Origin of the sequence: Cupriavidus necator, assembly GCF_016127575.1 — a bacterium.
Lineage (GTDB): Bacteria > Pseudomonadota > Gammaproteobacteria > Burkholderiales > Burkholderiaceae > Cupriavidus > Cupriavidus necator_D.
The window spans coordinates 3754368-3778799 of sequence record NZ_CP066018.1 but is presented as its reverse complement, the minus strand read 5'-3'; the positions used below and the strand labels follow the sequence as shown (position 1 = coordinate 3778799).

Sequence of the window (24432 nt, the reverse complement as noted above, 5' to 3'; positions counted from 1 at the left end):
AAGAAATCTACCGGATGAAATCCATGCAAGGAACCGATATCCGCGCCAAAGCCAGTGCCAAATGGGATCTTGAGATCACAACAGGTGGCGGCGCGCGCTACTTGCAGATCGTGGATTTCATCGAGCGGGCGATCGGCGAAGGCCGCCTGGTAGCCGGCGACCGCGTGCCGCCGCAGCGCAGCCTGGCCAAGTCCCTCCGCGTGGACCTGACCACCGTGACGCGTGCCTACAACGAGGCCAAGCGGCGGCATCTGATCGATGCCCGCGGGGCCCTCGGCACTTTCATTGCCGCGCCGCGGGCGGAGCTGGCGCGGGTGATCGACATGAGCATGAACGTGCCGCCGCCACCGGCGGGGCTGGATTTCCAGGACCTGTTGCGGCGCGGCCTGTCGCAGGTGCTGCTGCACAGCGACCCGCACCTGCTGATGACCTACCAGCTCGGCGGCGGCAGTGCTGCCGACCGGTCGGCCGGCACCCTCTGGCTCGCGCAGATATTCGGGCAGGTCGCTACTGCGCGGCTCGTGGTGTGCCCGGGCGCCCAGGCTGCGCTGGCCGCCGTGATCCTGGCCCGGACCCGGCCTGGCGATGCGATCGTGAGTGAGCCGCTGGCCTACCCAGGCATTCGCGCGGCCGCGGCACAGCTCGGGCGGCGCGTGATCATCGCGCCGGTCGACGCCGACGGGATGCTCCCCGACGCCCTCGAGGCGGTCCGTGCCGACGGTGCCACGCTGGCCTACCTCAATCCGACCGCCCAGAATCCAACTACGCACACCATGCCGGCCTCACGCCGGGAGGCTATCGCCAGGGCCGCGGCGCACTGTGATGTCACCTTGCTGGAGGATGATCCCTACTGGCTGCTGACGCCGTCAGCGCCGCCGCCGCTGTCCAGCTTCGCTCCCGAGCGCACGTACTATGTCTCGACCCTGTCCAAGACCCTCAGTCCGGGGCTGCGGACCGCGTATGTCATGCTGCCGGAGGGCAGGCGCGGCGACGATCTGCTGGCATCGCTGCGGGCCTTCGCGCTGATGGCGGCACCGATGACCGCCGCCCTGGCGACCCAATGGATCCACGATGGCTCGGCCATGCATCTGCTCGACGGCATCAGGACCGAAGCGTTGGCCAGATGCGCGCTGGCAAGCCGGTGGCTGAGCGGGATCGGCCAGCTCCCGCCCAGCGCCATCCACGCATGGCACCGCTTGCCGGAGCACTGGTCGGCGCAGCAGCTCACCCGGGCCGCGCTGGCGGAGGACCTGCGCGTGACGCCGTCCGACGCGTTCTGGGAGGGGCCCAACGCGCCGACTGCCATCCGCATCTCGCTCGGTGGCGTGGAGGACCGCGCGCAACTATCGGCCGCGCTGCGCAGGCTGGCCGCATTGCTGGAACGCCGGCCGACGCCGGGGCTGGAAATGGTGGTGTGAGTTGCGGCGTGAGTCGGCTGGCTACTTGCCCGCATCGTCCGCAGTCGCGGACTGCCTTGTCGCAAACTCGCCCGCGGCTTCCAGCAGCCACTCGCGCAGCCGCTGCATCGCCTCGCTCATCGGCCGGGTATCCGGCGAGACCAGGTGATACGCGCTCGTGGAGCGCTGCGAATGGGCGACGGGCATGACCAGCTGGCGGTTTGCCAGGTATTCCCCCACGAGGAAGCGCGGCACCAGGCCAACGCCCAGCCTGGCGCGTGCGGCGGCGATGACCATGGAATGGTGGTCGAAGCGTGCGCCGCGCATGGCGTTGACGTCGTCGATGCCGGCCGCTTCCATCCATTGCTTCCAGCCGAGAATGCGTGTGGCGAGGTGCAGCAGCGGCGACCGGGCGATGTCATGTGGGCTGATCCGCTTTCTGCCGCCGAAGAAGTCCGGATGGCAGACCGCCACCGATTCTTCGTCGAACATCCGGTCGGCACGCGCGCCGGGATAGACCGCCTCGCCAAAGTGAATCGCCGCGTCGTAGGGGGTGCCGTCGAACAGGAAGATGTCTGACTGCGCGCTGATATTGACCACGATCCCCGGATGCCGCGCATAGAAGGCCGGCAGCCGCGGAATCAGCCACTCGACCGCCAGCGTGGGCACGCAGGCCAGCTCGACGGTGCCGCCCGCGCCCTCGTGCGCCATCAGGTCGAGCGTGTCGCGCTGCAGCTTGCGCAGCAACTCCCGCACCTGTCCGCTGTAGAGCGTGCCGGCCGCCGTCAGCGTGATGCGCTGGTTGGCGCGGTGGAACAGCTGCACGCCCAGCAGCGCTTCCAGCGACGCAATCTGGCGCGACACCGCGCTCTCGGTGATAAACAGGTCCGCCGCCGCGCGGCGCAGGTTCAGGTGCAGCGCGGCGGCCTCGAAGGCGCGCAGGCTGGACAGGCTGGGAAGTCGTTGCCGCATCGGGGAAGGGCTGGGTTGATGATTTTAGGTCATCATCCTATACGGAAATCTCGCTTGAAAGCTTGGAGTTGATGAGAAATCATTCGATCCTTGCGTTGCCGCCTCCTCCCGGCATCGTCATCACGACAACCTCATAACGACAACCATCAGGTAGACAGGAGACTGCATGAAACACTTGTTCAGCGCGCTCGCCGCCGGCACCCTTGCATTCGGCGCGACCATGCCCGGCATCGCCGGCGCGCTCGAGTTCCCGGCCAAGCCGGTGCGCATCATCGTGCCGTACCCGCCGGGCGGCACCACCGACATGGTGGCCCGGCTGATCGGCGAGCAACTGGCCACGCAATGGAAGCAGTCGGTGGTGGTCGACAACCGCCCCGGCGCGGGCGGCATCGTCGGCACCGGCACGGCCGCCAAGTCCACGGCGGACGGCTACACCCTGCTGATGGGCTCGGTGGGCGAGTTCGGCATCAACCCGGCCTTGTACAAGAAGCTGCCCTATGATGCCGACGCCGACTTCGCGCCGGTCGCGATGGTGGCGCGCGTACCCAACGTGGTGGTGCTGTCGCCGGCGTTTGCGGAACGCGCGCGCGTGCAGACGCTGCCCGAGTTCATCGCCTACCTGAAAGCCAATCCCAAGCGCGTCAACATGGCGTCGGCCGGAAATGGCACGTCCACGCACCTCGCGGGCGAGCTGTTCCAGCGCATGACCAGCACGGAGATGAGCCACGTCGCCTACAAGGGCAGCAGCCCGGCCATCGCCGACCTGATGGGCGGCAGCGTCGACGTGATGTTCGACAACCTGCCGGCGTCGCTGCCGTTTATCCGCTCGGGCAAGCTCAGGCCGCTGGCCGTGACCACGCCGGCGCGCTCGTCGGCGCTTCCGAATGTGCCGACGGTCGCCGCCGCGGGCCCCGTCCCCGGCTTTGATGCCAGCCCTTGGTTCGGCCTGCTTGCGCCGCGCGGGGTGCCCACGGCGGTGGCGCAGAAGATCAGCCAGGACCTGACGCGCGTGCTCAACGAGCCAGGCGTGCAGGCGAAAATGCGCGAGCTGGGCGCGGAACCGGCGCCCAGCTCGCCGGAGGCATTTGCCGACGTGTTGAAGAAGGACCGCCAGAAGTGGGGCGAGATCGTTCGCCTGTCCGGTGCTTCGGTGGACTGAAGCACGCCCATGTCCAGCACGTTCTGCATCCGCTCATGACTTCCGACGCCGCTTATCCCTTCGTCCCCGCGCTGCGCAACCCGGCTGGCTCTCCGATCCGGGAACTGTTCAAGTACCTGTCCGACCCCGGGATGATCTCGTTCGCCGGCGGCTACCCGTCCGCCGCGCTGTTCGATGTCGACGGCATTGGCGCGGCCTCGGCGGCGGTGCTGCGCGAGCGGCCCGCCGAATGCCTGCAGTACGGCGCCACCGAAGGCGCGCCGGCGCTGCGCCAGGTGCTGGCGTCGTTGATGGCCGGGCGCGGCGCGCCCGTGGCCCAGGACGAACTGCTCGTGACCAGCGGCTCGCAGCAGGGCTTCGATTTCCTCGCGCGCGCGCTGGTCGAGCCCGGCAGCGTGGTGCTGGTCGAGGAGCCGACTTATTCCGCCACGCTGCAGGCATTGCGGCTGGCTGGCGCCGACATACGCGGCGTGCAGTCTGATCACGACGGCATGGACGTGGCTGCGCTCGAAGCCATGCTGGCCGACCCGTCGTTGCGGCCCCGGCTGATCTATACGGTGCCAACCTTCGCCAACCCCTCCGGGGCAACGCTGTCGTCCGCTCGCCGGCTGCAGCTGCTGAAGCTGGTAGCACGGCACCGCGTGGTGCTGGTCGAGGACGATCCCTACGGGGCGCTCAGCTTCGATGGCGCACCGCCGCCTTCGCTGCTGGCGCTGTGCGCGTCGGTACCCGAGGCGCGGCCGTGGCTGGTGCATCTGGCCAGCCTGTCGAAGACGCTGGCCCCCGGCCTGAGGATCGGCTGGATGGTCGCCGCGCCCGAGATCGTGCGCCGCGCGGTGATTGCCAAGCAGGTATCCGACCTGTGCACGCCGCCATGGCTCCAGCTGGCCGCGGCCCAGTATCTGGAAGCGGGCCGGCTGCCGGCACAGGTCGCGCGGGAAGTCGCAGCCTATCGCGACAAGCGCGACCAGCTGGCGGCGGCGCTGGGCCAGGCCTTTGGTGACCGCATCCGTTTCGCATTGCCGGCGGGAGGGATGTTCCTCTGGGCCGCGCTGGATGGCATCGACGATGCTGCCGCACTGCTGCCGCACGCGATCGCGGAAAAGGTGCTGTTCGTGCCGGGTGCCGGATTCTATGTGGAGCAGCGCCAGCGCGCCACATTCCGGCTGTCGTTCGCGAGCACGAACCTGGCGCAGATCGGGGAGGGCGTCGCACGGCTCGCGCGGGCGGTCGAGCGGGCCGGGTGAGGGCTTCCACAACGGAAGCGGTTCGTGGCAGCCGGCGGATGCTATCCTGCGGCGGTCGAAACCACACGGCCGAACGCGGCAGGAGGACAGTATGACCATGACGCTCTACTACAACCCCCAGAGCCGCGCCTCGGTGGCGCGCTGGATGCTGGAGGAGGTCGGGGCTGAGTACAAGCTGCAGCACATCGATTTCACCAAGGGCGAGAGCCGCGCGCCGGAGTTCCTGGCGGTCAACCCGATGGGGAAGATTCCAACGCTGGTCTTGCATGACGGCACGGTCCTGACCGAGAACGGCGCGATCATCGCCTGGCTGGGGGATGCCTTTCCGCAGGCCGGGTTGATGCCGCCTGCAGGCTCGTCCGCGCGCGGCACGGTGCTGCGGTGGCTGTTCTTCTGCGGCAGTTGCTTCGAACCCGCGCTGACTGACCGGATGATGCGCAAAGAGGCGCCGCTGCCGAAGCAGGCGGTCGGCTGGGGCGACTATGACGATGTGATCGACGCCATCGAGCAAGCCCTGACGCCCGGCCCCTTCGTGCTCGGCGCGACCTTCAGCGCGGCGGACATCTATCTCGGTGCCTCGCTGGCATGGGCGGGCCGATTCGGTGCGCCGCGCATCAGCGAGAGCGCGTGCATCCAGGACTACGTCAAGCGGATCACCGCGCGCGACGCGTTCGTGCGCGCGGCGGAGGCCCAGTGAGACGCGAGAAGTCCTGCGGCATCAGCCCAGCGCGATGTTCGCCTTGCTGATCAACTCGCCCCGGCGCTGGGTCTCGAAGCGCACCAGCCTGGCATAGTCGGCACTGGCGCCGGGCAGCGGCGACGCCCCTTGGACAGAGGCCGCCGGCGGCTCCTCAGCTCGCCCTTTGCGCGGCCTGCGCCCGCCACCGGAATATGAGACATTGGAGTCCCGGTGGCGGATTCCCGGTGCTCGACTTTCCAGGAGACACATCATGCAAAGCAAGAACACGATCTGCTTGTGGTACGACCGCGACGCCCTTGATGCCGCAAACTTCTATGCCGAGACATTCCCCGACAGCGCAGTCAGCGCCGTCCACCGTGCGCCGGGCGACTATCCCGACGGCAAGCAGGGCGATGTCCTGACGGTCGAGTTCACCGTCGCCGGCATTCCCTGCCTCGGGCTGAACGGCGGCCCGCATTTCAAGCACAACGAGGCCTTCTCTTTTCAGATTGCGACGGACGACCAGGCCGAAACCGACCGCTTGTGGAATGCGATCGTCGGCAATGGCGGCCAGGAAAGCGAATGCGGCTGGTGCAAGGACCGCTGGGGACTGTCATGGCAGATCACCCCGCGCGCGCTCAGCGCGGCGATAACCGACCCCGACCGTGCGGCGGCCAAGCGCGCATTCGACGCCATGATGACGATGAAAAAGATTGATATCGCCGCGATCGAGGCGGCACGGCAGGGCAAAAGCCCATCCTAGAATTAAGGTAGGGCGTCTCAGTGCCAACCGCAAAGGGGGCTGGGGCAGGGCCGCTCCTCCATCGACTGGGAGAGACCATCATGAGTCGTTTGCTGCTAGGCAACATCGAACCTGGCACCTCGGACGAGGAAATCGCGGCCTTCCTGGAAAAGTACGGGTTTCCTCCGTTCGACAGCCTCGAACATGAGGAGGGCGATGGCTCGCAGCCTGCCGTGCTGCTGACCTATGGCAGCCTCGACCCCATGGTGCTGGGCAAATTGCAGCAGCGTATCCACCATATGTACTGGAAGAAGCGCGAATTGACCGCCGCTATCCTGCACGACCGTTTTGCGTGAGCCGAAGATGCCGCGGGGTGGCTTACGCGGCTCACGCGCCTGGCCCATCGGCTAGAATCCCGACCGGTAGCCGTTTCCCAATGTACCTAACGTGGCACTTCAGCAGGGTTTCATCCTGACCCGACATTGGCGCGATACGCCGGCCGGCACCGAAGTCGAATTCTGGCTGGCGACCGATGATGGTCCGCGCCACCTGCACCTGTCCTGTCAGCCGTCAGTCGCGTTTATCCCCGAGTCGCAGCGCGAGCGTGCCGAGGCGCTGCTGCGCCGCGAGCGCGAGGTCGAGCTGCGCCCGCTCAAGCTCCAGGATTTCCAGCGCCGGCCCGTACTGGGCCTGTACTGCCGCCAGCATCGGCAACTGATCCAGCTCAGCCGCTCATTGCGCGACGCCGGCGTGGATGTCTACGAAGCCGATATCCGCCCGCCCGAACGCTACCTGATGGAGCGCTTCATCACCGCCCCGGTCTGGTTCGACGGCGAGCCGGACCCCGGCGGCGCGCTGCGCAATGCCCAGATGAAGCCGTCGGAGTGCTACCGGCCCAAGTTGCGCCTGGTCTCGCTCGATATCGAGACCAACGCGTTCGGCGAACTCTATTCGATTGGGCTCGAAGGCTGCGGCCAGCGCCAGGTCTACATGCTGGGTGCGGCGCCGCAAATGCCCGCCGACGTCGATTTCTCGCTCGAGTACTGCGCCACGCGGCCCGAGTTGCTGGAAAAGCTGAACCAGTGGCTGGCCGATCACGATCCCGACGCGATCATCGGCTGGAATCTGGTCCAGTTCGACCTGCGCGTGCTGCACGAGCATGCGCGCAAGTTCCAGCTTCCGCTGCGCCTCGGCCGCGGCGGTGCCGAGATGGAATGGCGCGAGCACAACGCCCAGCAGCACTATTTCGCCAGCGCACCAGGCCGGTTAATCATCGACGGCATCGAGGCGCTGCGTTCCGCCACGTGGAGCTTCCCGTCGTTCAGCCTCGAATCGGTGGCGCAGACGCTGCTGGGCGAGGGCAAGGCGGTCGACAACCCGTACGACCGCATGGACGCCATCGACCGCATGTTCGAGCAGGACAAGCCGGCGCTGGCGCGCTATAACCTGCGCGATTGCGAACTGGTCACGCGGATCTTCGAAAAGACGGAGCTGTTGCCGTTCCTGCTGGAGCGCGCCACGGTCACGGGCCTGCCGGCCGACCGGAATGGCGGCTCGGTCGCCGCCTTCACGCATCTCTACATGCCGCTGATGCACCGCCAGGGGTATGTCGCGCCCAACCTCGGCGAGAAGGCGCCCGAGGCCAGCCCGGGCGGCTTCGTCATGGACTCGCGGCCGGGGCTCTACGAATCGGTGCTTGTGCTGGACTACAAGAGCCTCTACCCGTCGATCATCCGGACCTTCCTGATCGACCCGATCGGGCTGGTCGAGGGCCTGGCGCATCCGGACGATGCCGATTCGCTGCCTGGCTTCCGCGGTGCGCGGTTTTCCCGGACGAAGCACTGCCTGCCGGCGATCGTGGCCAGAGTCTGGCAAGGCCGCGAGGCCGCCAAGCGCGACCGGAACAAGCCGCTCTCGCAGGCGCTCAAGATCATCATGAACGCGTTCTACGGCGTGCTCGGGTCCAGCGGTTGCCGGTTCTTCGACGCGCGGCTGGCGTCGTCGATCACCATGCGCGGGCACGAGATCATGCGGCAGACCCGCGCGCTGATCGAGGCCCGCGGCTATGAGGTGATCTATGGCGACACGGATTCCACATTCGTCTGGCTGCGCCGCGCGCGAACGGAAGCCGATGCCAGGCAGATCGGCCGTAGCCTGGTCGCCTACGTCAACGACTGGTGGCGCGACCACCTCTGGCAGACCTATGGACTGGAAAGCGCGCTGGAACTCCAGTTCGAAACGCACTTCCGGCGCTTCCTGATGCCGACCATCCGCGGCACGGACCTTGGCAGCAAGAAGCGCTATGCCGGCCAGGTAGAACGGCCCGACGGGAAGATCGAGATGGTGTTCAAGGGGCTTGAGACGGTGCGCACGGACTGGTCGCCGCTCGCCCAGCGTTTCCAGCAGACCCTTTACGAAAAGATCTTCAACCGCGAGCCGTACGCGGATTATGTGCGGGACATCGTGCGCCGCACCCTGGCCGGCGAGCTCGACGAGCAACTGGTCTATCGCAAGCGGCTGCGCCGCAAGCTCGATGATTACCAGCGCAACGTGCCGCCGCACGTCCGCGCCGCCCGTATCGCCGATGCCTATAACGAGCGCCAGGGACGTCCGCGCCAGTATCAGCATGGCGGCTGGATCAGCTACGTGATGACCGTTTCAGGGCCGGAGCCGCTTGAGACCCGGTCGGCGCCGGTCGACTATGGCCACTACGTCAACAAGCAGTTGCAGCCGATCGCCGATGCGATCCTGCCCTTCCTGGACGACGATTTCGAGACGCTGCTGGCTGGGCAGATGGCGCTCTTTCCGCAGTAGCATAAGCTGCTGATTCTAATGGAAAACTGTTCGATGGCTGGGGCTGCGGCAGTCGATCAGTTGCTTGTTCCCAAGCTCAAGGATCTGCCGGAACACGGGCACCCGTCACGGAGCAGTTCGACCTGCGCCGGCAGGCGGCATCAGCGCGGCATGTCCGTGTCGGGTGTTGCGCGATTGCGCCAACCACGTGCTCGCATTCGCGCTGCGGCACTTCCCGACCTAATATAGGCCATGCCATCGGCGGCACGGGGCCTTCCTATGATGATCGATCCGCCAGTCTTGCCATGTTGACGCGCAGAGCCTTCCTGCTCGGCGGTGCGGGCGCTGCCGGTGCGCTGGTGATCGGATGGGCCTGGCTGCCGCCGCGCCAGCGCCTGGCGAGCGGCGAGCCGCTGGCGGCGCGCGACGGGCAATTCGCGCTGAACGGCTGGATCAAGGTGGCGTCCGACAACACCGTCACGGTGGTCATGAACAAGGCCGAGATGGGGCAGGGCGTGCATACCGGCGCGGCGATGCTGCTGGCCGAGGAGATGGAGGCCGACTGGTCGCAGATCCGGGTCGAGCCGTCGCCCATCGACAACCTGTACAACAACATCGAGGGCGTGGTCGCCAACCTGCCGTTCCGGCCGGACGACAAGGGGTGGCCCAGGCGTGCCGCCGAATGGTTCACGCGCAAGGGCGTGCGCGAGGTGGGCCTGATGTTCACCGGCGGCTCTACCAGCATCAGGGACCTGTGGCATCCGATGCGCGAGGCCGGCGCCGCCGCCCGCATGATGCTGTGCGCGGCAGCGGCGAAGCAGTGGGACGTCAAGGCCGAAGCCTGCCGCGCGCAGGCCGGCAAGGTGGTGCATCCGTCGGGGCGCAGCGCCACCTTCGGCGAACTTGCCGCGGCTGCCGCGCGTGAGCCTTTGCCTCGCAAGGTTGAACTGAAGGATCCGGCCAGCTACAGGCTCATCGGCACCCGCGCGGCGCGCCTTGATGCCGCTGCCAAGCTCCACGGCACAGCCAGTTTCGGTATCGACGTGGTGGCGGACGCGATGGTCTACGCCAGCGTGCAGATGTGTCCGACGCTGGGCGGCACGCTGCGGGGATCCCCGCCCGACGACGTAAAGAAGTTGCCCGGCGTGCTCGACCTGGTCGCGCTGCCTCCGCTCCAGGGCGGCAGCGGCGGCGTGGCGGTGATCGCCAGCGATGCGTGGATCGCCATGCAGGCGGTGGAGAAGGTCCAGTGCAAGTGGGACGAGGGCGAAGCGGCGAAGCTGTCGAGCGACGGCATCCGCGATACGCTGGTGAAGGCGCTCGACGCCGCCGACCCACGCGTCTGGTACGAGCATGGCAACGGGCGCGCCATGAAGCAGGGCAAGCCCGCCATCCAGGTCCTGTACTCGGCGCCTTATCTCGCTCACGCCGCGCTGGAGCCGGTCAACTGCACGGTGCTGGTCCAGGAGGACCGCGCCATCGTGTGGGCTGCCACGCAGATGCCCGGGCTGGCTCGCCGCTGCGTGGCGAAGACGCTCAGGCTGGACACCGACAAGGTCGAACTGCGCCAGCAATTCATCGGCGGTGCCTTCGGGCGCCGGCTCGAAGTCGACTTCATCTGCCAGGCGGCCACCATTGCCGCCAGGCGCAAGGGCGTGCCGGTGCAGACGATCTGGTCGCGCCCCGAGGACATGCGGCATGACTTCTACCGTCCGGCCAGCGTGTCGCGCTTCGAGGCCTGGCTCGACGAAAACCGAAAGGTCATCGCCGTGCGCAATGTCTCGGCCAGCCAGTCAGTGCTGGAGGGCGTCGCGAAACGCAACTTCGGCCTGCCCGACATCTTCCTGTCGCGGCTGGACAAGTCCACGGCGGAGGGCGCCTTCGACCAGGCCTATGACTGGCCGGACGTGTGGGTCGGCCACCAGACCGTGGACCTCGCCATCCCCGTGGGCTACTGGCGCTCGGTGGGGCACTCGCACCACGCCTTCTTCATGGAGAGCTTTGTCGATGAGCTGGCGGTGGCGGTCGGGGTGGACCCGCTCGACTACCGCATGAGCCTGCTCAGGGATGAGCGCCAGCGCGCGGTGCTGGAGCAGGCAAGAAAGATGTCGGGCTGGGGCCAGCCCTTGCGCAAGCAGCCTGGCGTGGCGAAGATGGGGCGCGGCGTGGCCCTGCACGAGTCGTTCGGCAGCGTGGTGGCGCAGGTCGCCGAGGTGTCGGTAGGCAACATGGGGCAGGTCCGCGTGGATCGCGTGTTCTGCGCCATCGATTGCGGCATGCCGGTCAACCCGACCCTGATCGAGCAGCAGGTCGAGGGCGGCATTGTGTTCGGGCTGTCGGCAGCGCTGTGGCAGAAGATCACGCTGGAGCGAGGCAAGGTGAAGGAGGACTACTACACCGCCTTTCCGGCCATGCGCCTGCGAGACTGCCCGGACATCCAGGTACACGTGATGCCTTCGACGCGCCCGCCGCAGGGCGTGGGCGAGTCCACCACGCCGCCGATCGCCCCGGCGGTGGCGAACGCCTTGTTCCATGCGACCGGCGAGCGCCTGCGCGACCTGCCGCTGCTGAAGACCCTGCCGCCTTCCGGAGCCTGCGATGCCAGACCATCAGATCAGTGTCAACGGTAAGAGCGTCGAAGTCCGCTCGGACGGCTGCACGCCGCTGTTGTGGGTGCTGCGCTGCGAGCTCAAGCTGACAGGCACCAAGTTCGGCTGCGGCGTGGGGGTGTGCGGCGCCTGCGCGGTGCATGTCAACGGCAAGATGGTGTTGTCGTGCCAGCACCAGGCGAGCGAGATGGAAGGCAAGAAGATCGTCACCATCGAAGGACTCGACGGCCCCGAGGCGAGCGCGCTGCGGGCGGCCTGGCTGAAGCACGAGGTGGTGCAGTGTGGCTACTGCCAGAGCGCGCAACTGATGGCGGCGAGCGCGCTGCTCAAGCGCACCCCGAATCCGAAGGAGACGGAGATCGCCGACCAGATGAGCTGCGTGATCTGCCGGTGCGGCACGTACACACGGATCAGAAGGGCGATTGCGGAAGCGGCGGAGATGTTGAGGGGGTGAGGGCGTAGGGCCATTGGCAACGGCTGGCACTCGCGCCAGCATGCGCGAGCGCCCCGATCCTTGCGGACGAGCTGGAAGTCTTGGGGGTAAGGCGATGAAACATTCCGGGTCAGCACCAGAGTCGCCATATCCGGGTGGTTCGCAAGCTGCGGCCGATGCTGCCGGCTCCGCGACGATCGCTTCCGCGTCTGCCGCGACCGGGCGCGTGGAACTCTACACCCAAAGAACCATGGTGAACTGGCTGAGCCCGCTACAGCTGCCGTTCACTGCCATGCGGGTTGCCGTGGCGATGGCGATCGGCGCCTTTGCCGACCAGCGCATGGTGCAGGCGGCACTCACCACGCTGAATCCGAACCCGCCGCTCCCGGTGCCCGCCGACGGGCACGGCGGTGTCTGGGTCGACTATCTGGCCGACACCGGCGACGGTTGGGACTCGACCTACTCCATGGCGTTGTGCGTCAGTCACGCGGTGACGCTGCGCGAGCAAGGCGTGACGCTGCCACGGGCAAAGGTGCTGCTGCTGGGTGGCGACCAGGTGTATCCGACCCCTGCCCATGAGGGTTATCGGACACGCTTCGTCGATCCCTTCCGGGCGGCATTCCCTGCGCCGGTCGAGATCGTGCGCCCCGCATACAGCGACCAGCCGATCAAGTTGCCGGATGCGCCGTGGATGGTCGCCACGCCTGGCAATCACGACTGGTACGATGGCCTGCGTGGCTTCGCCCGCCTGTTCTGCAGCGGCAAGCCCGTGGGCGGCTGGGAGACACGCCAGCGCACTGGCTACTATGCCTTGCAGTTGCCCGGCGGCTGGTGGGTCTGGGGCCTGGACCTGCAACTGGAGTCTGAGATCGACCGGCCGCAGCGCGAGTACTTCCAGAAGATGCACACGGCGCTGCAGCCCGGTGACCGCGTCGTATTGTGCGCGCCCGAGGCGAGCTGGATTGACGAGATGGAGCGCGTGCGCCGCGGCGAGCGGCGGGCCGTACCTTCGATCGAGGCCAAGACGCCGCGCTTCCGGAGCCTGAGCGAGATCGAGGGGATGCTGGGCGACCGGCTCGCGCTGGTGCTGGCCGGCAACTCGCACCACTACGCGCATTACGTGCCGCGAGAGGGCACGGCGGGACCGCATCGCATCACCTGCGGAGGCGGCGGTGCATTTCTTCACGGCACGCACCTGCTGCCAGATCCGCCGAGGCCTATCGTCGTGGGCCCGGCCAGACAGTTCTACGAACTGAAGTCAGCGTATCCGGAAAAATCCGCTTCCCGGCAATTGCGCAATCGCGCGTGGCAACTGCCTGCGCGCAACCTCTCGTTCTGTGCGCTGGTGGCGATCCTGTACTTGCTGTTCGACTGGATCATTCAAAGCGCGAGCCTGGTATCTGTCCCCGGACGCGATCAACGCAGCTTCGTCGACAGGCTGGCCGGGCTCGAAGTGACATTCGGGAATATCGGCGAGGTGTTCCACCAACTGTTCCGGGTCATGGCGCACAGTCCGGCGTCGGTGGTGTTCGCAGCGGCCATTGTCTTTACCTGTGCTGCGCTGTCGACCAGGGATGTCAGGCGCGGCGTGCGCCTGGCGTGCGTTGTCGGCGCGTTGCACGGGCTGCTGCACCTGGCACTGGCAGTCGCGCTGCTATGGCTCGTCATGCGCCTCAACTTCCATGTCTTTGGCGCGGACAATGCGCCCCCCGTCTTGCTGTTCGTGGTCGAGGCCATGCTGCTGGGCGGCGCCCTCGGTGGCCTGCTGTTTGGCGCATGGATGGTGTTGGGCAATGCCCTTTGGCGCCTGCACCCCGAGGAAGTGTTCTCCTCCCAGCGCATCGCCGATTACAAATGCTTCCTGCGGATGCGGTTCGAGGGTGGGCAATTGACGATCTACCCGCTCAAGCTGGAGAAGGTCTGCCGTCATTGGAAGCTGGGCGAGGGCGTCAAGCGATTGACGAAGGTCCATGGCACCTGGCGCATACGCGCCCAGCCCGGCGCGACCGGCCCCCGGTTCGTGCCGGCAGACGGTCAGGTAATGCCGCCCGAGGCGGTGCGGATGATTGAGGAGAAGCCAATCATCATCCAACGATAGGGAGCGTCATGATGAGCAATGCGCTTGCCTACGATGTCGTCGTCATCGGCAGCGGCTTCGGTGGTGCAGTCTCGGCGTGCCGGCTCGCGCAGGCCGGCCGCAAGGTGCTGGTGCTGGAGCGCGGCCGGCGCTGGAGCCCCGCGACTTACCCGCGCGACGAGAGCGACCCCTGGCTGTGGAACCAGGAGCGCGCCAATCGCTTCAATGGCTGGGCCGATATCCGGACCTTCTCTGACGTATGGGTCATCGCCGGGGCCGGGGTCGGTGGCGGCTCGCTGATCTACGCCAACGTTTCCGTGGAAGCCAAGCCGGAAGCCTTCCAGCAGGGCTGGCCGAAAGAGGTTACCTATGCCGGCCTGCAGGCCCACTATGAGGAGGTCGGGCGCATGCTCGCGGTGAGCGAAGTGCCGGATAACCAGTTGAGCGAGCGAACCCGGCTGTTGCGCGAGGGGGCGGAAGCCTGCGGTTGGGGCGGGCGCTTCCGTAAATTGCCGCTGGCGGTGACATTTTCCGAGCATTGGGACCCCACACGGCAAGACGCCCGCGATGACCGTCATTCACAGACATTCATGAACCAGCACGGCAGGTTGCAGGGCACTTGTGTTCACTGCGGCAACTGTGACGTGGGGTGCCAGGTATCGGCCAGGAATACGCTGGACCTGAATTACCTGGCAGTGGCTGAGGACAATGGCGCCGAGATTCTTCCGCTGCACCTGGTAGACCGGCTCGAGCCGCTGCAGCAGGGCTGGCGCGTATGCTTCAGGAAGATCGACCCGGAAAACGAAACGACGAGCCCTGGCACAGTCACGGCCGCCAGGGTGATACTGGCCGCCGGCTCCATCGGCAGCACCGAGCTTCTGCTGCGCTGTCGGGATGAGCATCGCACACTTCCGGGGCTTTCGCCACGGTTGGGATATGGGTGGGCGCACAATGGCGACTTCGTGACGCCAGCCTACTATGACCACAGGACGATCTCTCCTTCCCATGGCGTAACCATCTCCGCAGCGATCGACCTGTTGGACCACAGCGGCCCGAACGGACAGGCGCTCTTCGTGGAGGACGGTGGAATCCCGAACCTCGCAGGCAACTTCATTCGGCGCCATATGAAGCGAACGCGTTCCCGCAAGCTGCGTGCCGTGTGGAAGGAGGTCGGAGGACTGTTTGACGACGGCGATCCGGTCGAGCAGATGATGCCCTGGTTCGGGCAGGGCGTGGACCCTGGCGATGGCCAGCTGAGACTGGGCCGCACGTGGTACGCACCGTGGCGTCGTGTGCTGCGGCTCGACTGGTCCTATCAGGCATCGGTGGCCGTCATCGAGGCCATGATTGCAGCGCATACGCAGCTCTCGGCAGCGACTGGCGGGGATCCGTGGGTACCGCTCACCTGGCGACGGTGGCACAACCTGATCACACCGCACCCGCTGGGAGGCTGCAACATGGGAACCTCCGCTGCAGACGGAGTCGTCGATGCAAGGGGCCGGGTATTTGGCTACAAGGGACTGTATGTCATGGACGGAGCGATCGTCCCGCGTCCGCTCGGCCTGAATCCTTCGCGAACCATCGCGGCGCTCGCGGAGCGCAACGTGGCGATGCTCTTGCGCGAGCAGGACTGACGCTAGCGAAAGCCAACCATGCACCATCGACACCTTCAGCCTGGCACGCTGTGGCCGGCGATCCTGCAGCGGACGGCGCATGCCTTGCAGAGCGGGGCGTTGTGCCCGATCGAAACCACCGAGGCGGCGATCGAGGACGGTGGCGTGCGGTTTCTGGTCCGCCAGGTATCGAGCCTGGCTCGCAAGGACAAGGCACGCACGACCAGCAGCGCCGGGAGCAATCCATTCCTGCCCTATGACCCGGAACTGTTTGTCGCGGATATCTCCGACACCCATGTGGCCTTGCTCAACAAGTTCAATGTCATCGAGCATCACCTGCTCATCGTCACGCGCCGCTTCGAAGCGCAGGAATCCCTGCTGACCGTGGCGGACTTTGAAGCGCTGCTGGCTTGCATGGCGGAGTTCCCGAGCCTGGGCTTCTACAACGGCGGGGCAGTCGCGGGAGCGAGCCAGGCCCACAAACACCTGCAGATCGTACCGTTGCCGTTCGCCGAGGGTGGGCCGGCGCTGCCGATTGGTCCCTTGCTGGCGTCGGCACGGATCGCCGGCGCCATCGGTGCCGTTCCCGGCCTGGCATTTGCGCATGCGTTCGCGCCGCTGGATCTGTCCGCGGCGCCGGTGGAAGAGATGGCGTGCACGGCGTGCGAGCGCTACCGCGCGTTGCTGGATGCGGTTGGCGTGCGCGCGGTCGATGTCGAGGGCGGCCTGCACCCGTCAGCGCCGTACAACCTGCTGGTCATGCCCGCGGGGCTGCTGCTGGTGCCGAGATCCATGGAGTGCGTGGAAGGCATCGCAGTCAATGCCCTGGCGTTCGCCGGCTCGCTTTTTGTCCGGGATGCGGCGCAGATGCAGGCTATTGAGAGCCTTGGCCCGATGCATCTCCTCCGGCAAGCCACGGCAGCCGCGGGGCAGGGCGGGACAGCAGGCTAGCTGCCCTATGCGGCCCGATTCGCAGCCGGGCGCCGCGCCGCCGCTTTTTGCCCGGCATGCTTGCTGCGCCTGGTAGCACGCAGCACCAGCAGCACCACCGGCAGGATCAGCACGCCCTTGATCAGTTCCGGGTCCAGCGGCAGGTGCACCGCATGCAGCGCCTTGAGCCCGGTGCCCGCCAGCGACAGCACGTAGTAGGAAATGGCCGCGACCGACAGGCCTTCGACCGCGTGCTGCAGCCGCAGCTGGCTGCGCGCGGTCTGGTCCATGCCCTCGAGCAGGCGCGTGGTGTCCTGCTCCTGCGCCAGGTTGACGCGCGTGCGCAGCAGGTCGAGCGCGCGCGCCACGCGGCCGGCAAATTGCTCGTGCCGCGCCCAGACCGACCTGCACGTCTCCATGGCAGGCGCGAAGCGGCGCTCCATGAATTCGGCAATGGTCGGTATGCCTTCGATGCGCTCTTCACGCAATTCCTGGATGCGCGCCAGCACCAGCTTCTCGTAGGCGCGCGACGCGCTGAAGCGGTTGCCGGATTCAGCCAGCGCCTCGATGCGGACCGCCAGGTGCGTCAGCCGCTCCAGCAGCTCGGCATCGTGGCGGCCGCCCTGGCTCGTGTCCATGCTGCGCATCAGCGGCGCGAGCGAGCGCTGCAGGTTGTCCACGCTGCGGCCCAGTTCACGCGCCACCGGCAAGGCCAGCAGCGCCATCATCCGGTAGGTCTCGATTTCATACAGCCGCTGCAGCAGCCGTCCGCCTTGCACTTCGCGGAAGCCGTTGTCGATGACCAGGAAGCGCGTAAAGCCATCTGGCGGGATGGTCCAGTCGCAGAACACCTCGCCGCCGCCGAGCACGTGGCTGCCCGCCAGGGTCGGGCCGTCGATCCATTCCCGCACGTGGTCGCGCGCATGGGCCGCGGCCTCGCCCGAGACCAGCTCCATGCGCAGCGCCACCAGGCGCTTGCCGGCGAAGCTGTCGAACCACTCGGCCGGGATATGGGCGGTGGCCAGGTCGGAGAAGTAGTCCGCGTCACCACGTCGCGCCACGAACGTGAAGGTGGAGAACTCGGTGTGCCGCTCCCACTTCAGTTGCTTGTGATCGCCCCAACGCCCTGAATAGTGCGTTACGCCGTCGGCCGGTACCTCCAGCCCGGTCAGCCTGCACAAGTCGGCTAGCAAGGCATGGTGGACGGCGGTATCGCCGTCGGCATAGATGGCAAAGTGCGTCAGCGAGGCGGGGCCGCCGATGCGCAGGAAGGGGCGGGCATGCAGTTCGCGCGCGAGGCTGTCGCGCAAGGGGTGGTCCATGTTCGCGTGTGGCATAGGTGGTCAACGTTTTCGACCAGTATGCCGGAGCACCGATGGTTAAGAAAAATGCGTAAAATTGATCTGTTTCTTCAGTTTTTCTGATACCAGTGAAAGCGCTTGACCTCGATGTCCTGGCCATGATGGTGGCGGTTGCCGATACCGGCAGCATTTCCCGCGCGGCGGAACTCGTGCACCGCTCACAGTCGGCGGTCAGCATGCAGATCAAGGCGCTTGAGCAAGCTTTGGGCAAGCCACTGTTCGTGCGCAGGCCGAGGAACATGATGCTGACCCCGGAAGGCGAGGTCCTGCTGAGCTTCGCGCGCCGCATGCTGGCCCTGCGCGACGAGGCCTGGGCGGCCGTGGTCCGCCCCGACGTGACCGGGCGCGTGGTGCTCGGCATGCCGGACGACTATGCCTCGTCCCTGTTGCCCGCGATCCTGAAGAAGTTTTCCGCGACCTATCCCAAGGTCGAGATCCAGGTCATTGGCCTGCCAAGCGTGGCGCTGGCGCCCATGGTCAAGGACGGATCGGTCGACCTGGTCTGCGCAACGCGAGTGAAAGGGTTGTCCGGGGAGTTCATCCGGCTGGAACCGATGGTGTGGGCCGCATCGCCGGCGGCGCACGAAATCTGGAGCGAGCGGCCGCTGCCCATTGCCGTGTTCCAGTCGGGCAGCGTCGCCCGCGACATTGCGATCCGCAGCCTGGAGCAGGCCAGGATCGCCTATCGCATGTCCTATGAAAGTCCCAGCCTGCTCGGCCTGCTCAGCATGGTCGAAGCGGGACTGGCGGTGGCGCCGCTCGCGCGATGTGCCGTTCCGGCCCGTTTCACCATCCTTGGCCAGGCCCAGGGGCTGCCCGGGCTAGCCGGGCTGGAGCTGGTGCTGGCGCGCAGCGCAAAGTCGAAGCGGCCGCCTTGTGACTTCCTCGCTGAACAGATCCTGTCCGAGTTGCAGCGCTGGCAAGCGTAATGAGGCGTTCGCCCTCGTCGGCAGGCCGTGGGTGGGCGTGGTCAAGTGACAAAGGAGGCTCATTCAAGTTCTTTTCAAAAACGCTTGCAAGGCAGGCATCCAGGCATTAAGATTCGCCCCCTCGTTCGCAAGGCACCGCGCAACGGGGGTGGGAAAAGACTTGCAAGGATTAACTCGATTCGAAAGAGTGTGCCTTCCAGAATAAAGAATTTCTCGAAAATGATTGATTAATCGCAGAAACTTCTTTATAGTCTCGTTTCTCCGCTGCAAACAAAACGCAGCAACGCAAACGGCAAAGCCGGATGCGGCCCGAAAGGGCGGGTTCTTTAACAACCAAACAACCGATAAGTGTGGGCGCTTGATAACGGATGCGGAAGACTTCGGTCTTTTAGCTTTACAAGTTATACAGTGCTCGCACAGCAAAACGTGACTGGGTCTTCGGATCTGGTCAGTCAGTTTTCTGAGAGTGAGCGACCGCTCGAAAGAGCGAGGACCTTCGGGTCCACACAGAGATTGAACTGAAGAGTTTGATCCTGGCTCAGATTGAACGCTGGCGGCATGCCTTACACATGCAAGTCGAACGGCAGCACGGGCTTCGGCCTGGTGGCGAGTGGCGAACGGGTGAGTAATACATCGGAACGTGCCCTGTAGTGGGGGATAACTAGTCGAAAGATTAGCTAATACCGCATACGACCTGAGGGTGAAAGCGGGGGACCGCAAGGCCTCGCGCTACAGGAGCGGCCGATGTCTGATTAGCTAGTTGGTGGGGTAAAAGCCTACCAAGGCGACGATCAGTAGCTGGTCTGAGAGGACGATCAGCCACACTGGGACTGAGACACGGCCCAGACTCCTACGGGAGGCAGCAGTGGGGAATTTTGGACAATGGGGGCAACCCTGATCCAGCAATGCCGCGTGTGTGAAGAAGGCCTTCGGGTTGTAAAGCACTTTTGTCCGGAAAGAAATGGCTCTGGTTAATACCCGGGGTCGATGACGGTACCGGAAGAATAAGCACCGGCTAACTACGTGCCAGCAGCCGCGGTAATACGTAGGGTGCGAGCGTTAATCGGAATTACTGGGCGTAAAGCGTGCGCAGGCGGTTTTGTAAGACAGGCGTGAAATCCCCGAGCTCAACTTGGGAATGGCGCTTGTGACTGCAAGGCTAGAGTATGTCAGAGGGGGGTAGAATTCCACGTGTAGCAGTGAAATGCGTAGAGATGTGGAGGAATACCGATGGCGAAGGCAGCCCCCTGGGACGTCACTGACGCTCATGCACGAAAGCGTGGGGAGCAAACAGGATTAGATACCCTGGTAGTCCACGCCCTAAACGATGTCAACTAGTTGTTGGGGATTCATTTCTTCAGTAACGTAGCTAACGCGTGAAGTTGACCGCCTGGGGAGTACGGTCGCAAGATTAAAACTCAAAGGAATTGACGGGGACCCGCACAAGCGGTGGATGATGTGGATTAATTCGATGCAACGCGAAAAACCTTACCTACCCTTGACATGCCACTAACGAAGCAGAGATGCATTAGGTGCCCGAAAGGGAAAGTGGACACAGGTGCTGCATGGCTGTCGTCAGCTCGTGTCGTGAGATGTTGGGTTAAGTCCCGCAACGAGCGCAACCCTTGTCTCTAGTTGCTACGAAAGGGCACTCTAGAGAGACTGCCGGTGACAAACCGGAGGAAGGTGGGGATGACGTCAAGTCCTCATGGCCCTTATGGGTAGGGCTTCACACGTCATACAATGGTGCGTACAGAGGGTTGCCAACCCGCGAGGGGGAGCTAATCCCAGAAAACGCATCGTAGTCCGGATCGTAGTCTGCAACTCGACTACGTGAAGCTGGAATCGCTAGTAATCGCGGATCAGCATGCCGCGGTGAATACGTTCCCGGGTCTTGTACACACCGCCCGTCACACCATGGGAGTGGGTTTTGCCAGAAGTAGTTAGCCTAACCGCAAGGAGGGCGATTACCACGGCAGGGTTCATGACTGGGGTGAAGTCGTAACAAGGTAGCCGTATCGGAAGGTGCGGCTGGATCACCTCCTTTCAGAGCGTGCATCCCAAGTCGAGCGTTCACACTTATCGGTTTGTTTGTGGTTAAGGCCAGGTGGCCAAATGAAAGCGCTTCGCAAGAGCGTTTCCATTTGGCATTGCCAAGCGATCGCAAGATCGGCTGTTCTTTAAAAATATGGGATGTAGTAAAGGTGTCGCGCGAGCGTTGATGAGACGCTGCAGTACAAGACGCGATACCGGGTTGTGATTGTATCAACCAAAATGTATTTAAGTGATCGAAAGATGACTTGGAATACGGCACAAATGCGAGAACTCATCCTGTAGCGAGGTTTCGAGCAATCGAGACACACTCGTTATAGGGTCAAGCGAACAAGTGCATGTGGTGGATGCCTTGGCGATCACAGGCGATGAAGGACGCGGTAGCCTGCGAAAAGCTTCGGGGAGCTGGCAAACAAGCTTTGATCCGGAGATGTCCGAATGGGGAAACCCGGCCCGAATGGGTCATCCCACACTGAATCCATAGGTGTGGGAAGCGAACGCGGCGAACTGAAACATCTAAGTAGCTGCAGGAACAGAAATCAACCGAGATTCCCAAAGTAGTGGCGAACGAAATGGGAAGAGCCTTGTACTCTTTAGCAGTGGTGTTAGCAGAACGGGATGGAAAGCCCGGCCCTAGCAGGTGATAGCCCTGTATGCGAAAACACGATTGTGGAACTAGGTGTACGACAAGTAGGGCGGGACACGTGAAATCCTGTCTGAAGATGGGGGGACCATCCTCCAAGGCTAAATACTCGTGATCGACCGATAGTGAACCAGTACCGTGAGGGAAAGGCGAAAAGAACCCCGGGAGGGGAGTGAAATAGATCCTGAAACCGCATGCATACAAACAGTCGGAGCCCCGCTTTAAGCGCTTTCGGCGATTTTTGCGACAGTAAAAATCGTCAAAAGACACCAGTGTGAAATAGCACCACTGGCGCGCAAAGCGGTTTAAGCGCGAGAGCGCTTAAAGCGGGGTGACGGCGTACCTTTTGTATAATGGGTCAGCGACTTACATTCAGTGGCAAGCTTAACCGATTAGGGAAGGCGTAGCGAAAGCGAGTCCGAACAGGGCGTTGAGTCGCTGGGTGTAGACCCGAAACCAGATGATCTATCCATGGCCAGGTTGAAGGTGCGGTAACACGTACTGGAGGACCGAACCCACTAACGTTGAAAAGTTAGGGGATGAGCTGTGGATAGGGGTGAAAGGCTAAACAAATCTGGAAATAGCTGGTTCTCTCCGAAAACTATTTAGGTAGTGCCTCGTGTCTCACCTTCGGGGGTAGAGCACTGTCATGGTTGGGGGGTCTATTGCTGATTACCCCGCCATAGCAAACTCCGAATACCGAAGAGTGCAATCACGGGAGACAGACATCGGGTGCTAACGTCCGGTGTCAAGAGGGAAACAACCCAGACCGCCAGCTAAGGTCCCCAAATATAGCTAAGTGGGAAACGAAGTGGGAAGGCTAAAACAGTCAGGAGGTTGGCTTAGAAGCAGCCACCCTTTAAAGAAAGCGTAATAGCTCACTGATCGAGTCGTCCTGCGCGGAAGATGTAACGGGGCTAAGCTATATACCGAAGCTGCGGACGCGTGCGCTCCTTTAAGTGCACCAAGCTTGTCGATGCGCAGCATCGACAAAGCACCCAAACAATGATCGTTGGGTGTCAATGCTAGTGGATTTAAAGGAGCGTACGCGTGGTAGGAGAGCGTTCTGTAAGCCTGTGAAGGTGTCTTGTAAAGGATGCTGGAGGTATCAGAAGTGCGAATGCTGACATGAGTAGCGATAAAGGGGGTGAAAGGCCCCCTCGCCGTAAGCCCAAGGTTTCCTACGCAACGTTCATCGGCGTAGGGTGAGTCGGCCCCTAAGGCGAGGCAGAGATGCGTAGCTGATGGGAAGCAGGTTAATATTCCTGCACCGTCGTATGATGCGATGGGGGGACGGATCGCGGAAGGTTGTCCGGGTGTTGGAAGTCCCGGTCCCTGCATTGGAGAAGGCGCTCAGGCAAATCCGGGCGCGGGATTCAAGGATGTGGGGCGAGCGGCCTAGTGCTGCGAAGCAATTGGAAGTGGTTCCAAGAAAAGCCTCTAAGCTTCAGTCATACGAGACCGTACCGCAAACCGACACAGGTGGGCGAGATGAGTATTCTAAGGCGCTTGAGAGAACTCGGGAGAAGGAACTCGGCAAATTGGTACCGTAACTTCGGGATAAGGTACGCCCTGGTAGCTTGACTGGCCTGCGCCAGAAGGGTGAAGGGGTTGCAATAAAATGGTGGCTGCGACTGTTTAATAAAAACACAGCACTCTGCAAACACGAAAGTGGACGTATAGGGTGTGACGCCTGCCCGGTGCCGGAAGATTAAATGATGGGGTGCAAGCTCTTGATTGAAGTCCCGGTAAACGGCGGCCGTAACTATAACGGTCCTAAGGTAGCGAAATTCCTTGTCGGGTAAGTTCCGACCTGCACGAATGGCGTAACGATGGCCACACTGTCTCCTCCCGAGACTCAGCGAAGTTGAAGTGTTTGTGATGATGCAATCTCCCCGCGGCTAGACGGAAAGACCCCATGAACCTTTACTGTAGCTTTGCATTGGACTTTGAACCGATCTGTGTAGGATAGGTGGGAGGCTTTGAAGCGTGGACGCTAGTTCACGTGGAGCCGTCCTTGAAATACCACCCTGGTTTGTTTGAGGTTCTAACCTTGACCCGTGAATCCGGGTCGGGGACAGTGCATGGTAGGCAGTTTGACTGGGGCGGTCTCCTCCCAAAGTGTAACGGAGGAGTTCGAAGGTACGCTTGGTACGGTCGGACATCGTACCTAAAGTGCAATGGCAAAAGCGTGCTTAACTGCGAGACCGACAAGTCGAGCAGGTGCGAAAGCAGGACATAGTGATCCGGTGGTTCTGAATGGAAGGGCCATCGCTCAACGGATAAAAGGTACTCTGGGGATAACAGGCTGATACCGCCCAAGAGTTCATATCGACGGCGGTGTTTGGCACCTCGATGTCGGCTCATCTCATCCTGGGGCTGTAGCCGGTCCCAAGGGTATGGCTGTTCGCCATTTAAAGAGGTACGTGAGCTGGGTTTAAAACGTCGTGAGACAGTTTGGTCCCTATCTGCCGTGGGCGTTGGAATCTTGACGGGGGCTGCTCCTAGTACGAGAGGACCGGAGTGGACGTACCGCTGGTGTACCTGTTGTCTCGCCAGAGGCATCGCAGGGTAGCTATGTACGGAAGAGATAACCGCTGAAAGCATCTAAGCGGGAAACTCGCCTGAAGATGAGGATTCCCTGGCGGCTTGACCGCCTTGAAGGGTCGTTCGAGACCAGGACGTTGATAGGCTGGGTGTGGAAGCGCAGTAATGCGTTAAGCTAACCAGTACTAATTGCCCGTAAGGCTTGATCCTATAACCAGTGTGTTTTGCCTGGTGTGTGAATCGCGACTG

15 protein-coding genes and 2 rRNA genes are annotated in these 24432 nt (G+C 63.8%); 15 read left to right on the top strand and 2 right to left on the bottom strand.

The genetic code is table 11. The annotated features are described in order from the left end of the window. Nucleotides 1-14: 14 nt before the first annotated feature. The gene (locus I6H87_RS17795; protein WP_041687312.1) at nt 15-1418 is read left to right on the top strand and encodes an aminotransferase-like domain-containing protein; all 1404 of its coding nucleotides are present in this window, start codon (nt 15-17) and stop codon (nt 1416-1418) included. A 21-nt stretch (nt 1419-1439) separates the two neighbouring features. Here the strand turns inward: I6H87_RS17795 and I6H87_RS17790 are convergent, their stop codons facing one another. Then, nucleotides 1440-2369, bottom strand: coding sequence for a LysR substrate-binding domain-containing protein (locus I6H87_RS17790; RefSeq protein WP_010811608.1), 930 nt, complete (start codon nt 2367-2369; stop codon nt 1440-1442). 166 nt (nt 2370-2535) lie between these two features. On the opposite strand from I6H87_RS17790, the gene I6H87_RS17785 reads away from it, so the two are divergent. The 11 genes from I6H87_RS17785 to I6H87_RS17735 all read left to right on the top strand — a co-directional run bounded on the left by I6H87_RS17785 (nt 2536) and on the right by I6H87_RS17735 (nt 16672). Next, a complete protein-coding gene (locus tag I6H87_RS17785; RefSeq protein WP_010811609.1) occupies nt 2536-3528 on the top strand; it encodes a Bug family tripartite tricarboxylate transporter substrate binding protein in 993 nt (330 codons plus the stop codon). A 35-nt stretch (nt 3529-3563) separates the two neighbouring features. Beyond that, on the top strand, nt 3564-4775 hold the full coding sequence (locus I6H87_RS17780) for an aminotransferase-like domain-containing protein (protein ID WP_011615208.1): 1212 nt from the start codon (nt 3564-3566) through the stop codon (nt 4773-4775). Nucleotides 4776-4872: 97 nt separating this feature from the next. After that, the gene (locus I6H87_RS17775) at nt 4873-5472 is read left to right on the top strand and encodes a glutathione S-transferase family protein (RefSeq protein ID WP_231881399.1); all 600 of its coding nucleotides are present in this window, start codon (nt 4873-4875) and stop codon (nt 5470-5472) included. 253 nt (nt 5473-5725) lie between these two features. Then, the gene (locus I6H87_RS17770; protein WP_010811612.1) at nt 5726-6217 is read left to right on the top strand and encodes a VOC family protein; all 492 of its coding nucleotides are present in this window, start codon (nt 5726-5728) and stop codon (nt 6215-6217) included. An 80-nt stretch (nt 6218-6297) separates the two neighbouring features. Further along, on the top strand, nt 6298-6552 hold the full coding sequence (locus tag I6H87_RS17765) for a hypothetical protein (protein ID WP_010811613.1): 255 nt from the start codon (nt 6298-6300) through the stop codon (nt 6550-6552). Nucleotides 6553-6643: 91 nt separating this feature from the next. Beyond that, a complete protein-coding gene (locus I6H87_RS17760) occupies nt 6644-9010 on the top strand; it encodes a DNA polymerase II (protein ID WP_011615210.1) in 2367 nt (788 codons plus the stop codon). Nucleotides 9011-9294: 284 nt separating this feature from the next. After that, nucleotides 9295-11619, top strand: a complete 2325-nt coding sequence (locus I6H87_RS17755) for a xanthine dehydrogenase family protein molybdopterin-binding subunit (RefSeq protein WP_041687316.1) — start codon at nt 9295-9297, stop codon at nt 11617-11619. Beyond that, nucleotides 11588-12052, top strand: coding sequence for a (2Fe-2S)-binding protein (locus I6H87_RS17750; RefSeq protein ID WP_011615212.1), 465 nt, complete (start codon nt 11588-11590; stop codon nt 12050-12052). Before I6H87_RS17755 ends, I6H87_RS17750 begins: the two co-directional genes overlap by 32 nt. 205 nt (nt 12053-12257) lie before the next feature. Then, complete coding sequence (locus tag I6H87_RS17745; protein WP_231881400.1) at nt 12258-14129, top strand: preprotein translocase subunit YajC; 1872 nt, start codon at nt 12258-12260, stop codon at nt 14127-14129. An 8-nt stretch (nt 14130-14137) separates the two neighbouring features. Then, nucleotides 14138-15742 (top strand): GMC oxidoreductase, encoded by a 1605-nt coding sequence (locus I6H87_RS17740; protein WP_041687318.1) that lies wholly within the window; start codon nt 14138-14140, stop codon nt 15740-15742. A gap of 18 nt (nt 15743-15760) precedes the next feature. Then, the gene (locus tag I6H87_RS17735) at nt 15761-16672 is read left to right on the top strand and encodes an ATP adenylyltransferase family protein (protein ID WP_010811619.1); all 912 of its coding nucleotides are present in this window, start codon (nt 15761-15763) and stop codon (nt 16670-16672) included. Nucleotides 16673-16677: 5 nt separating this feature from the next. Here the strand turns inward: I6H87_RS17735 and I6H87_RS17730 are convergent, their stop codons facing one another. Then, nucleotides 16678-17973, bottom strand: coding sequence for a DUF3422 family protein (locus I6H87_RS17730; protein WP_136227759.1), 1296 nt, complete (start codon nt 17971-17973; stop codon nt 16678-16680). 107 nt (nt 17974-18080) lie between these two features. Here I6H87_RS17730 and I6H87_RS17725 point away from each other — a divergent pair, with 107 nt between their 5' ends. From I6H87_RS17725 to I6H87_RS17715, 3 genes are all read left to right on the top strand, one after another. Continuing rightward, nucleotides 18081-18941, top strand: a complete 861-nt coding sequence (locus tag I6H87_RS17725; RefSeq protein ID WP_011615216.1) for a LysR family transcriptional regulator — start codon at nt 18081-18083, stop codon at nt 18939-18941. Nucleotides 18942-19456: 515 nt separating this feature from the next. Continuing rightward, a 16S ribosomal RNA gene (locus tag I6H87_RS17720) occupies nt 19457-20988 on the top strand. Between the two features lie 325 nt (nt 20989-21313). Continuing rightward, nucleotides 21314-24393 (top strand): 23S ribosomal RNA (locus tag I6H87_RS17715). Together the 16S and 23S rRNA genes form the textbook arrangement of a ribosomal RNA operon. Nucleotides 24394-24432: the final 39 nt, after the last annotated feature.

Bases quoted from the DNA above. Each gene is read 5' to 3' on its own strand.
- I6H87_RS17795 (WP_041687312.1), top strand. From the start codon at position 15: ATGAAATCCATGCAAGGAACCGATATCCGCGCCAAAGCCAGTGCCAAA.
- I6H87_RS17790 (WP_010811608.1), bottom strand. From the start codon at position 2,369: ATGCGGCAACGACTTCCCAGCCTGTCCAGCCTGCGCGCCTTCGAGGCC.
- I6H87_RS17785 (WP_010811609.1), top strand. From the start codon at position 2,536: ATGAAACACTTGTTCAGCGCGCTCGCCGCCGGCACCCTTGCATTCGGC.
- I6H87_RS17780 (WP_011615208.1), top strand. From the start codon at position 3,564: ATGACTTCCGACGCCGCTTATCCCTTCGTCCCCGCGCTGCGCAACCCG.
- I6H87_RS17775 (WP_231881399.1), top strand. From the start codon at position 4,873: ATGACGCTCTACTACAACCCCCAGAGCCGCGCCTCGGTGGCGCGCTGG.
- I6H87_RS17770 (WP_010811612.1), top strand. From the start codon at position 5,726: ATGCAAAGCAAGAACACGATCTGCTTGTGGTACGACCGCGACGCCCTT.
- I6H87_RS17765 (WP_010811613.1), top strand. From the start codon at position 6,298: ATGAGTCGTTTGCTGCTAGGCAACATCGAACCTGGCACCTCGGACGAG.
- I6H87_RS17755 (WP_041687316.1), top strand. From the start codon at position 9,295: ATGTTGACGCGCAGAGCCTTCCTGCTCGGCGGTGCGGGCGCTGCCGGT.
- I6H87_RS17750 (WP_011615212.1), top strand. From the start codon at position 11,588: ATGCCAGACCATCAGATCAGTGTCAACGGTAAGAGCGTCGAAGTCCGC.
- I6H87_RS17740 (WP_041687318.1), top strand. From the start codon at position 14,138: ATGATGAGCAATGCGCTTGCCTACGATGTCGTCGTCATCGGCAGCGGC.
- I6H87_RS17735 (WP_010811619.1), top strand. From the start codon at position 15,761: ATGCACCATCGACACCTTCAGCCTGGCACGCTGTGGCCGGCGATCCTG.
- I6H87_RS17730 (WP_136227759.1), bottom strand. From the start codon at position 17,973: ATGGACCACCCCTTGCGCGACAGCCTCGCGCGCGAACTGCATGCCCGC.